The organism is Ferroacidibacillus organovorans, assembly GCF_001642725.1.
GTDB lineage: Bacteria > Bacillota > Bacilli > Alicyclobacillales > SLC66 > Ferroacidibacillus > Ferroacidibacillus organovorans.
In genome coordinates, this window is record NZ_LSUQ01000025.1 from 1 (window position 1) to 12,390 (window position 12,390).

At 45.1% G+C, this 12,390-nt stretch carries 6 protein-coding genes and 1 CRISPR repeat array; of the genes, 5 read left to right on the plus strand and 1 reads right to left on the minus strand.

Features of this window, described 5'->3' with window-relative positions; genetic code table 11:
* Positions 1–1,552 precede the first annotated feature (1,552 nt).
* The 5 genes from cas9 to AYW79_RS09065 all read left to right on the plus strand — a co-directional run bounded on the left by cas9 (position 1,553) and on the right by AYW79_RS09065 (position 10,605).
* Positions 1,553–4,885, plus strand: a complete 3,333-nt coding sequence (gene cas9 / locus AYW79_RS09045) for a type II CRISPR RNA-guided endonuclease Cas9 (protein WP_067564748.1) — start codon at positions 1,553–1,555, stop codon at positions 4,883–4,885.
* 6 nt (positions 4,886–4,891) lie between these two features.
* A complete protein-coding gene (cas1, locus tag AYW79_RS09050; protein WP_067564750.1) occupies positions 4,892–5,815 on the plus strand; it encodes a type II CRISPR-associated endonuclease Cas1 in 924 nt (307 codons plus the stop codon).
* 4 nt (positions 5,816–5,819) lie between these two features.
* Positions 5,820–6,128 carry a CRISPR-associated endonuclease Cas2 gene (gene cas2 / locus AYW79_RS09055; protein ID WP_067564792.1) on the plus strand — a complete coding sequence of 103 codons (309 nt, stop codon included), beginning with the start codon at positions 5,820–5,822 and terminating at the stop codon, positions 6,126–6,128.
* A 98-nt stretch (positions 6,129–6,226) separates the two neighbouring features.
* A CRISPR array of direct repeats spans positions 6,227–9,292; the repeat unit is 36 nt; unit sequence ATTATACCACATCGAGAACTACGAGGGAGCGATAAC.
* Between the two features lie 126 nt (positions 9,293–9,418).
* Positions 9,419–9,706: a transposase gene (locus tag AYW79_RS09060; protein WP_067564752.1), complete on the plus strand. Its 288-nt coding sequence runs from the start codon at positions 9,419–9,421 to the stop codon at positions 9,704–9,706.
* Between the two features lie 11 nt (positions 9,707–9,717).
* Entirely contained in the window at positions 9,718–10,605 is an 888-nt protein-coding gene (locus AYW79_RS09065) for an IS3 family transposase (RefSeq protein ID WP_156481761.1), read from the plus strand.
* Positions 10,606–11,292: 687 nt separating this feature from the next.
* On the opposite strand, the gene AYW79_RS09075 is transcribed toward AYW79_RS09065, so the two are convergent.
* Positions 11,293–12,294 carry a phosphotransferase enzyme family protein gene (locus tag AYW79_RS09075; protein ID WP_067564756.1) on the minus strand — a complete coding sequence of 334 codons (1,002 nt, stop codon included), beginning with the start codon at positions 12,292–12,294 and terminating at the stop codon, positions 11,293–11,295.
* Between the last annotated feature and the right edge of the window lie 96 nt (positions 12,295–12,390).

Below are 12,390 nucleotides of genomic sequence, written 5' to 3' on the forward strand. Positions count from 1 at the left end.
CACTTTTCTGAAGAATCCCTTTGCAAGCAAGAGACGAAAGGGCGAGTGTCGTTTTGGTACGGATTTTTTCATTTATCGATTTTGGACGGGACATGAGGATTTTAAGGAACATGGACAGGCCCGAAAGCGTACAAGCGTGACAAGCTCCAAAATCCTTATCGATCGCGCGAAGGACAAGCGATCCTCGAACAAGCTGTGGTATACGAAAGCCTGTTTTCCCTTGAAGGGATTGGGTAGTCAAGCCTGTGTTATTGGGTAGGTAAGGTAGGATGATTCGGTAGGCAGCGTCAACGCGTTTACACGTTTGTTTGGATAAACGGTTTTGAGGCCTGATGGGGTAAGTGCTTTTAGGATGACGTAAACTGAGCTTGTCGCCGTGTGGGTGGATGTAAACGGAAACGGATGATGAAGACGTATCCGTGGACGTTTCGCATCATCGACCAAGGTGATGTCCAATTTGACATTTACGTTTGTGAAGAGGTTTGCGAGAAAAAGGTGACAAGCTGGAGGGTCTAAGTGATCGGACAAGCGAGTAGGTATAGAGGGAAATTGAAAAAAGGCGGTGTCTTTCAAGGTGAAAAAACACCCTGGTTCTCTCATGGATCAAATTCCTGCATCCGCTCGCGCCCTGGTCGAACAATTTGATGAAACAAAAAGAAAAGGGAGTTCTTTTGAAAAACAGCACGTACGACAAACCTTTTGGGTTCGCCGCGATCTTGCGAAACGGGTGGATGAATTGTGCAAAACGCGAAGTGGGAATGGTTTTTTCCTGATCAACGTGATCAAACGAAACTCTGGAACTCAGAAAAAACACGTTTTCACACGAAAACATTAAAATTGGGAATGGGTTGCGTAAATTCCAGTCTGCTCAGGGGTGCATTGAGTATTTTATTGAACAGTACCCTTATTGGAGGAAGATCGGGAAGTTTTAGGCCAAATTAAAAATAGGTGAGTCCATGGTAGGAGAAGATAAAATGCTGAGCAACGGAAAGATTTCTCAGCGCCTTCATTCGATTGAGTTAAACTGCAATCGAGAGATGGTTCGCAATGATCGATTCGTGATCGCTGTATGGTTTTATCGATAGGGTGTCACCCTGCAATTTCCTTGACTTCAGGATTGCAGGCATAAAAGAGAAAGGATGTATGGCGTAACAGAATGTGCGTCATGACGAACCTGCCATGCGCGTGGTAGGCTCCTTTTTGTGCTTTGATACGATTTACAAAGGGAGCTGTGTCATGCGATCTTTTAAGAAGGGCTCGGCGACACTGGCTCTTGCGATGTTGACGACATCGATCAGTCCAACGTTTGCCTCTACGAGACCAGTGCAGATCGAAATAATTAACTGAAATTTATAATTAATAATAAACGGCGAAGTGTGCTTGATTTTTCGAAGAATTAATCGTATTATTCTTTTGAGGGATTTATATCACATCGAGAACTGCGAGGTTGCCATAATAAGGCAATATGCCGCAGAGCACTGACCCGTAGCCTTTAATGGTTGCGGGTCATCTCATTTTATGAAATGAATCTATGCTTTGGGGGGACACAGTCATGAGTTACCGGATTGGACTTGACGTTGGGATTACATCGGTTGGTTGGGCTGTCCTGGAACTGACAACGAGCAATGAAGGTAAAAGAAAACCATGTAGAATCATTGATCTAGGAGTTAGGATTTTTGAAGCAGCAGAAGATCGTGGGGAGTCACTGGCATCTCCACGTAGATTAGCGAGAAGTTCTCGACGCCGCTTACGCAGACACAGGCATAGAATAGCTCGAATCAAACAGTTGATGGATAGACGAGGTATTATGCCAGTCCCGGAAATCGAGAAAATGTATACGACTGCCAACTCAAAACGGCCCGATGTCTATCAACTTCGTGCCGAGGCACTGGATAGGCTACTTAATAATGAAGAGTTTGTTCGAGTTCTCATACATATTGCACAAAGGCGTGGATTTAAATCCAACCGTAGCTCGGAGTTACTCGAGGGAGAGACTGGAAAATTGCTCAAGGCAGTGCGAGACAATCGGGAATTCCTACGCCAGTCTGGATATCGCACGGTGGGAGAGATGTTGTTTCGGGACAGCCGATTTACCCAAAAACGCAATAAGCCAGGAGACTATCGCCATACAGTCGGGCGTGACCTGCTGCTGGAGGAGATTCGTTTAGTCTTTGCTGCACAGAAACAATTTTCTAACCCACACGCCTCTCAAAACTTTCTTGAGGAATACCTGTCTATATTCGCTTCCCAGCGCAACTTCGATAGCGGTCCTGGAGGAAACAGCAGGTATGCTAACTTAATCGAGGGTATGATAGGAACATGTACTTTTGAGAGAAGCCAGAAACGCGCGCCTAAAGCCTCCTATGCCTTTGAGCGTTTTAATCTTCTAACTAAGCTCCAGAATATGAGAATTTCCCACAGGAATGAGGATGGGACTCGCAAATCTGAAAACCTGTCTGACGATCAAAAGAGACTAATCATCGATTTGGCACACCAAAAGCAAGTCCTAACTTATACGGATATTCGTAAATTATTAAAATTGGATGAAAATTCCTCTTTCACTCCCTTGACTTATGGAAATGCAAGGGCTCGAAAGGAAGTGGAGAAAAGCAAATTCGTTTCGATGCCGTTTTATCATCAAGTAAAAGCATCTTGGCAAAAAAATGGGCTCGACATGGCTACTCTAACTCCAGAACGACTAGATGAATTCGGCTGGATTTTGTCAGTATGGAAAAGTGACGAAAACCGAAGAACTAAACTTGCCGCCTTGGATCTCTCATCAGAGGAAATAGAAAGCTTACTTCCCATTGGAACTGGTAAATTTGGCCACCTATCCTTTATTGCACTTCGCAAGTTAACACCCCTGCTCGAACAGGGGTTGGACTATGATAAAGCTTGCTCATCTATTGGCTATGGCCAAAGTGAATTTCTTGGCATTGAAAAGACAAATCGCCTCCCCCCGGTTAGTCATGAACAGATTACCAATCCGGTGGTTCTGCGTGCACTTTCGCAATCGGTGAAGGTAATAAACTCGATCATCCGCGAACACGGAATACCCGAATCTGTCCACATAGAACTTGCTCGTGAGATGTCTAAGACATTTGACGAAAGAAACCAACTGACAAAATTACGGAATGAAAACGAACGTACTAACAATAAGGTAAAACTTGAGATTGCTAATATGCTTGGTGTTTCCAAGGTGTCTCCTATTGATATTGTTAAGTTCAAGCTCTACTTACAACAGCAAGAGCGTTGTTTATACAGCGGAGAATCGTTTGACCGCTCACGATTATTTGAGCCAGGCTATGCAGAAGTGGACCACATTATCCCTTACAGTATCTCATTTGATGATAGTTACAATAACAAGGTTTTGGTTAAGACTGGCGAAAACAGGCAAAAAGGTAATAGAACCCCAGTTGAGTATCTCGGTGTGGATCCGGCTCGCTTAGCCCGTTACATCGCTCTAGTAGACAGCCTGCACTTGCCGAGACCAAAGAAAAATAATTTACTGCGTGATCTATCAAAGGACATCGTAGAAAGAGAAACATTTAAAGAGAGAAACCTTCAGGACACCCGTTATATTACAGTGGAATTGGCTTCTCATATCGAGCGTTATCTCTTATTCGACATGGCTAATTCCACTCAGATAAAGCGAGTGGTATCCGTAAACGGTCCTGTCACGGCATTCTTTCGTAAACGATGGGGTCTCAGAAAAGACCGTGAACTAGGAGACCTACACCATGCTCAGGATGCCGTAATTGTGGCGTGTGTTGGTGACGATCTCATACAACGTGTGTCCAAGTACGATAAATTCAAGCGGAGTTACTTAGCTAACCCCAAAGTATTTACAAAGTCATTCGACAAGCAGACGAACACGGTAAGATATGTGGACAATCAGACTGGAGAGCTGTTTACTTGGGATAGCTTTGATGATACACACCTTGCCCTAAAGGATAATCTGTTCCCACAGGCATGGCCTCGATTTCGCGATGAACTACTTGCACGACTGTCTCCTGACCCGACTTACGCTGTCCACATGGCCAATATTTCCAACATATCGAAAGACTTAATGCCCGTTTTCGTTTCCAGGATGCCTAATCGAAAATGTACTGGACCCGCCCATAAAGAAACAGTGAAGAGTCCAAGACAACTTAGTGACGGAGTAGTCATTTCTAAAGTGAGCCTATCGGAGTTAAGACTCGATGGCGAGGGCGAAATCGAAGGATATTACAATCCTCAAGACGACACTGTGTTATACGCTAAACTTCGTCGTCTTCTACAAGAGGCAAACGGCAACGCCGAAAAGGCATTTGCCTCACCTGTATACAAGGTATCAAAAGATGGAAAAACGTCTACACTGGTTAATAAAGTAAAATTATCAGAGAAGGCCAGCTATGGTGTAATGGTCCACCAAGCACGCGGGGTGGCAACTAAACCCTCAATGGTACGTGTTGATGTATTTATAAAAGAAGGGCGTTTTTACTTAGTCCCGGTTTATGTTCCAGACATTGTACGCGGACTTCTTCCGACGAGAGCTATTACGCCCGGGAAGATCTATGAAGAATGGAGAGTGATTGATAGTTCTTTCAGGTTTCAATTTAGTCTTTATCATAACGACGTGATCAAGGTAAAACCCAAAGGAAGAACCGTCATTAAGTTTAAAGATGGCACAGAACGATTGCTTGGAGAAGAAATTGTCTATTACAAATCAACAAACATAGCCAACGGAAGCATTTTTGTAAAAACGCACGATGACGCTGGGGAAGTCAAGAGTTTAGGTGCCAAAACGCTGACTATTTTTGAAAAATACAACGTCGATTACTTGGGTAGGTTGACGAAAGTTCATGACGAGTCAAGACTGGAGTTTAAGTTAAAAGGGAGATGACGGACCTTGTCGCATCGGCATGTTTTGATTAGTAATCCGGCTAAACTATCGAGTCGAAATGAACAGTTAGTTATTCGACCCATTGTAACTGACGCTAGTGGAGATACGTACACCATTCCACTTGAGGACATACGATCGGTAATGCTGGAGGACAGGGCGACTATTGTCACGTCTGCCCTGTTATCTAAACTTGCGGAGTTTAACATATCTCTATACACTTGCGACGAGAAACATCTGCCTAACGGAGTTATGATTGCCTACAACCAACACTCCCGTGCACTAAAAGTGTTGAAATCACAGTTGCACATGAATCGCCCATTTGCCAAAAGACTTTGGCAATCTATTGTCAAACGCAAGATTGAGAATCAGGCTGGGTGCTTAGAACAAGCGGGTTGTCAAGGCGGTTCCCGCCTTCGTACTCTCGCTCGTACTGTTGAGTCCGGGGATCGCTCTAATGTAGAATCCCACGCAGCAAGACTCTACTTTCAATCTTTATTCAGCGAGTCGTTTGTACGTAGAAACGACGATTTTGCTAACTCCGCAATGAATTATGGGTACGCTATTGTAAGGGGTCAGGTTGCCCGAGCGCTATGCTCTTATGGCTATCTCCCGTCCATCGGCCTACATCATCATAGCGAGTTGAATAATTTCAACCTAGCCGATGACTTCATGGAACCGTTTCGTCCTATCGTTGACTTGCTTGTCGCAAGCGAACTGACTGGAGACGAGCATGATGATCTCACACCGCGCCATAAGCAATGCCTATATGGCGTGCTGGCTCAAGAAGTACTTGTCAACAATCAAAAGTTTAACGTTACTGCTGCGATCGATGTAATGGTTTCAAGCTTTACTCATTCAATTTCAACCCTAGACCCAGGAGACCTGCTTCTGCCATCCATCACAGCGATTAGGACGGAGGTCTATGAGTAATTACATGAGACTTCTCGTATTGTTCGATTTACCTGTCGGCACGGGGCTCGAGCGCAAGGCAGCGTCTCGATTCCGTACTTTTCTACTCACAGACGGCTACTACATGATTCAATTTTCATGTTACTGTCGAATTTGCGGGAGTTTCGAGATAGCCGATAAGCACGAACGTCGTTTAGAAGCAAACCTACCAGTAAAGGGGTCGGTCCGAAGTCTAGTTGTGACGGAGAAGCAATTTTCAAGAATGAAAATTCTTGTGGGAGAACACGTCTCCAATGAGGTGAAAATTCACAGTGAGCAACTTGTGCTTTTTTGAAAAACGACTGAGCATAACCTTGTGGATAGTTCCCAAGTTGCTTTTTAACTCAAAAAAACTGCCAAAATACCCTTCAAAAGCGGGATTTTAGCAGAGGTATTATACCACATCGAGAACTACGAGGGAGCGATAACACACGCCCGTGGCGGTGTTGGACGGTGTTTATTATACCACATCGAGAACTACGAGGGAGCGATAACTCTACGAACGGTTGGATGATCTCGAGGTTTATTATACCACATCGAGAACTACGAGGGAGCGATAACTCTCGAGCTCTTGAAGATAGGATAGTTCTAATTATACCACATCGAGAACTACGAGGGAGCGATAACATTGCAATCAGTAGTGTTGGGAGCATTACGATTATACCACATCGAGAACTACGAGGGAGCGATAACACTATGTTGAGGCTGTTAACCCTGCTTATGATTATACCACATCGAGAACTACGAGGGAGCGATAACAGTGTTGCTTCTGGCAATTCAAGATCATAAATTATACCACATCGAGAACTACGAGGGAGCGATAACTCCAGAAAACAGCTTGCAAGCATTGCAAAATTATACCACATCGAGAACTACGAGGGAGCGATAACACGACTACTACGATCCTGAGTCGGAGAAGAATTATACCACATCGAGAACTACGAGGGAGCGATAACCCAGATTGCGTGATCGCAAGTGACTGGAATATTATACCACATCGAGAACTACGAGGGAGCGATAACCCATTGATTCGGCCTTGTTTTATCGCTTCGATTATACCACATCGAGAACTACGAGGGAGCGATAACATAGGAGCCGGAACTGTAACAAACTCTTCTATTATACCACATCGAGAACTACGAGGGAGCGATAACCATGGGGTTTCCTTCTTTCGGGTGGTTTGTATTATACCACATCGAGAACTACGAGGGAGCGATAACTAACGGTTCCAAGACTGTCCACGATCTCCGATTATACCACATCGAGAACTACGAGGGAGCGATAACACACTGACCGATATCCACACAGGCGATACATTATACCACATCGAGAACTACGAGGGAGCGATAACTTGAGACTCTCATGATCGGTTGGTCAATGAATTATACCACATCGAGAACTACGAGGGAGCGATAACAAGATCTTTTGGGTTGTCATAGGACAAATGATTATACCACATCGAGAACTACGAGGGAGCGATAACGTCACGCAAACAATAGGGCTTGCGGATAACATTATACCACATCGAGAACTACGAGGGAGCGATAACGGAACTGCAACAACGGCGAGTGCTACTGTATTATACCACATCGAGAACTACGAGGGAGCGATAACATAGGAGCCGGAACTGTAACAAACTCTTCTATTATACCACATCGAGAACTACGAGGGAGCGATAACTGCATCAACCCTTTGACCGTTTGCGCTACGATTATACCACATCGAGAACTACGAGGGAGCGATAACAATAACGTGGTGGCGGCGATTAACGGCGCGATTATACCACATCGAGAACTACGAGGGAGCGATAACTCGCTAGCACATCCGCACTGCTGTCTGATATTATACCACATCGAGAACTACGAGGGAGCGATAACAGCGCACGTCGAATTTGTTGCCGCGATGAAATTATACCACATCGAGAACTACGAGGGAGCGATAACCTGCATTTGTCACGCTAGGATACGCTTTGTATTATACCACATCGAGAACTACGAGGGAGCGATAACCCCCGGCTGCACGCCTTTTGCAACCCCACTATTATACCACATCGAGAACTACGAGGGAGCGATAACTACACGTTTGCGATACAAAATGCAGAAGGGATTATACCACATCGAGAACTACGAGGGAGCGATAACACCCGGCTGGATCAAGTCAAGTCCCGGCAGATTATACCACATCGAGAACTACGAGGGAGCGATAACTACAAGTAGAAAGGGGCGTGAAGTATTTGAATTATACCACATCGAGAACTACGAGGGAGCGATAACCATCTCTGTCGCTTTGTTCGCGCCAGACGCATTATACCACATCGAGAACTACGAGGGAGCGATAACTCTTCTTCGTCGACATCCAACTCTTGGAGATTATACCACATCGAGAACTACGAGGGAGCGATAACCGTGGAGGCTGTCTAGGATCGCGCGATGGCATTATACCACATCGAGAACTACGAGGGAGCGATAACCGCATCGGCGTCAAACCCGCGGACCTTGAAATTATACCACATCGAGAACTACGAGGGAGCGATAACAGTAGGCGATCCGATGTTAAACCCCGTGCCATTATACCACATCGAGAACTACGAGGGAGCGATAACTCTATAAAGGCGGTAACTTTTTAGTACAAAATTATACCACATCGAGAACTACGAGGGAGCGATAACCTGAGCTCGTGGAACGTTTGCGCGTGCCCATTATACCACATCGAGAACTACGAGGGAGCGATAACCATCAAAGCGATGGGTGTTAATTTTTCGATATTATACCACATCGAGAACTACGAGGGAGCGATAACTTGCGGTCACATCAGGAATTTACAAAGGACATTATACCACATCGAGAACTACGAGGGAGCGATAACACCAGTCTTGAAGAAGAGATGAAACGAGCAATTATACCACATCGAGAACTACGAGGGAGCGATAACTGCGGTCTCCGTGTATTGTGTACATTGACGATTATACCACATCGAGAACTACGAGGGAGCGATAACCGGAGAAGACAAGATAACAAATTGATCGCCATTATACCACATCGAGAACTACGAGGGAGCGATAACATGGACAAGCAGAGTCTTTTAAGAGGTCGCATTATACCACATCGAGAACTACGAGGGAGCGATAACCGGGGCTCATCCCTCGATCAGGCAACACAAATTATACCACATCGAGAACTACGAGGGAGCGATAACTTCATCACCGCGTCATCGACAACAATCGGCATTATACCACATCGAGAACTACGAGGGAGTGATAACAAGTAACTTATTCTCGTCAGGATACAAGTTATTATACCACATCGAGAACTACGAGGGAGCGATAACAGATGAGGCGGGCGACCGAGTGGGTGGAGCATTATACCACATCGAGAACTACGAGGGAGCGATAACTCTCCGCGTTCGATGTTCGCGACGGACTGCATTATACCACATCGAGAACTACGAGGGAGCGATAACCTGGTTGGACAGCAGGAAATTGTCTTTGATATTATACCACATCGAGAATGGAACAGTATCATTTTAGTTGAGTCGACAAACTCGTAATTCTGGACAGAATGATAAAAAAAGGAAGAAGGAATCCAGATGCGAGTGTACGATAAAGAATTCAAAGAAGAAGCATTAAAATTATCTTATGAAATCGGGCCCACAGCGGCCTCCGAACAACTGGGGGTTCCACCCACAACGCTGTACACATGGAGGGGTCAAAGCAAGAAGCATGGATCCTTGGCATTTGTAGGGAGTGGCCACCAGCGCATAGATCCGAAAACTGCCGAAATGAAAGGGTTGGAGAAAAAGATCAGGGAACTGGAATCCGCCAATGATATCCTGAAAAAGGCGTTAGCTTTTTTCGCAGAGAGCCAAAAGAGGTAGCTGCACGAGACTTGTTTCGTTTTATAGGGATTCAAAAGAAAAAAGACGAAGCCAAGCACAGTGTAAAGGAAATGTGTAAGGTTTTGCATGTCAGCGAAGCCGGTTACTATCGCTGGCGGCGCACTCAAAACAGTCCCTATAAATATGATGATCTTTTGGCGAAGATCCGTCAGATTCGTGCAGAAAACAAGGACTATGGAACGTACCGCATCTTTTTGGCCTTGCAACTGTTCCACAGCTATACCGGTACCTATTATGTGGTTCGGAGACTTTGCAAAACGCATCAGTTGATGCTGAAGAAGAACCATCATGCCAAGGGAACGACCAAGGCTGACCCTGCTGCACAAGCGAGCGAAAACCTGATAAAGCAGGATTTCACTGCCACGGCTCCCAATCAAAAGTGGCTGGGGGATATCACGGAGATCCCCACGGCGGAGGGCAAACTGTATGTCAGCGCCGTTTTGGATTGTTATGATGGCGCGATTGTAGGATTTAAGATGGCGGACAACATGAAAGCCGAACTCTGTGTCGCGTCATTCACCTTGGCTGCCCAAAAACATCAAGCCTTTGGCATGACGTTTCATAGTGACCGAGGAAGTCAATACACCAGCAAGATGTACCGAGAAACCTTGGCCAGGTTTGGTGCAGTGCAAAGTATGAGTCATACCGGAAGATGCTATGACAACGCCAGAATGGAATCCTTTTTTGCCACGCTGAAAAAAGAGTGCATTTACAAGGTTAAAACAGAAACATTGAAGATGGAGGTGGTCAAAAGCATGGTTTTCCGATTTGTCGAAATTCACTATAACCGGAAACGAATTTACACAACCAACGATGGTTATCCACCTTTGATGAAACGTCGTCAATATTACCGAGACCAGCTGTCCAAGGTAGTCTAAAAAGCGGGTAGCTAAGGTCTTGCTCCAACCATCTGTCGCAAGACCGTTTTTCATTTTGTTTAGGGATTCATTCGTCAAGGTCAGGTCGTATTTTCCAGAAAAGTACGTCTGGAAAATCTCCACCTTACCCTTGACTTCACTCACAACCCCTAGGCGTAGCCATGAATCGGTATTACGAGTTTCGGGACTAAACTAAATTTGACAATTCCAAATTTGAAAAGAGAATTTTGGGCTTTGACGCGATGTGGTCCGAGTGGTGTAAAAGGGACATCAAGCGTTTGCGTGGATTTTCGCGCTCGCATTTCTGTGGTAGAAGGTGGGTCCCCCGCGCGGTGCGGGGGATTTTTATGGTTGGCGGGAGGAAGATTGTCGCGGCATCGCGAGAAAGTGGCATTGGCGATGGAACATGTAGAAATCAAGATCGTAAAGGATCAAATGGAATACGAGGTTGCGCGCGATCACCAGAAAGGTCTTGATAATACCAGTGAACTGTGGGGTGTGATGGACGAAGATGCATGGAACACGCTCCGGTTCCTTTCCTTCAGAATTATAGCGCAATAACGCAATGGTTTAGACAAGCCCCACAATGCATAACCATGGTGCACTCAGGTCGAATCGCTATTGCAGATAAGCTTCCTTTAGTCCCATAAAGAAATCCCTCCCGATTTACGGAGGGACTGTCGAAGGTTAATTCCAAATGTCCACGATAGGTGTACCATTTTCAATTCTCATCTTTGCTTCAGAGATGAAATCTTTTCCCCACTGATTCAACTCTGATACATCGGGATGGTTTTTGTACATGCCAACATATACGATAATTTCCCGTAAACGAAGGAATAATGGGATTTGCATCATCCAGTATTTATCAATTTCGTGTTCTTGAGAATACCCCTTCATGAAATGCTCCATGAAGCGACTTGCCTGAGATTCACGAAGTTCCCTTCCGTCATCTCCTCCATAGACATACACCAGGTAGTACATCTGAGTGACGATATCATTTATAAACCAACTGTACTGTGCTTCATCAAAATCAAACAAAACAACCCGTGAGCCATCTACCCTAAAATTACCCACATGGACATCCCCATGCGTAAGTCCAAATGATTGGCGTTCTGCAGGTAGTGCCTGAATGTTACTGATAGTGTTCCTACATCCCTCGAACATATTGACTTGATCACTAGGAACAAATCCATGGATGTTTGTCAGATAAAAGTTGTCACGCCATTCTCCACGCTGAACCCTCTTAGAGGAAGGTAAGAACGACTTGGACACAGCGTGCAGCCTGCCAATCGCTACGCCACAATTGTAGTACAGTTCGTAGTCATGTAAACAATCAGGATAAGGAACAGACCTGCCTTCTGCTTTTACAAACGATGCAACAGTGAAGCCCGAACCATGTTGTCCAACAAATTCAGCCAAGTTTCCCCTCACGGATGCAACTGGAGCAGACACTGCCACTCCATTCTTCTTCAAGTAGAGAAGCCACTCAAGTTCGCCTCTCACTAAATTGACGCTTCGATGTGCGCTTGGTGTAAAACGAAGAATATAGGTTTTTGCGCCACTTTGATATTCATAAACAAAGTTCATCGACCCATGACATGGAGTCAATGATTCTAGTGATACACCAAATAAAGAGGCTCCATAGCCAACTATATCGCCGGTGAACTGTTGCAGAAGATTCTTCTCCAAACTTATTCTCCTCTCTAAAGATGTTGTTAGAGGGGGACGTTGCGTAGTTTAATGCACCTAAAGCAATGCATTCTTGTCACTCCTTCCATATCTCAA

Bases quoted from the DNA above. Each gene is read 5' to 3' on its own strand.
- cas9 (WP_067564748.1), top strand. From the start codon at position 1,553: ATGAGTTACCGGATTGGACTTGACGTTGGGATTACATCGGTTGGTTGG.
- cas2 (WP_067564792.1), top strand. From the start codon at position 5,820: ATGAGACTTCTCGTATTGTTCGATTTACCTGTCGGCACGGGGCTCGAG.
- AYW79_RS09060 (WP_067564752.1), top strand. From the start codon at position 9,419: ATGCGAGTGTACGATAAAGAATTCAAAGAAGAAGCATTAAAATTATCT.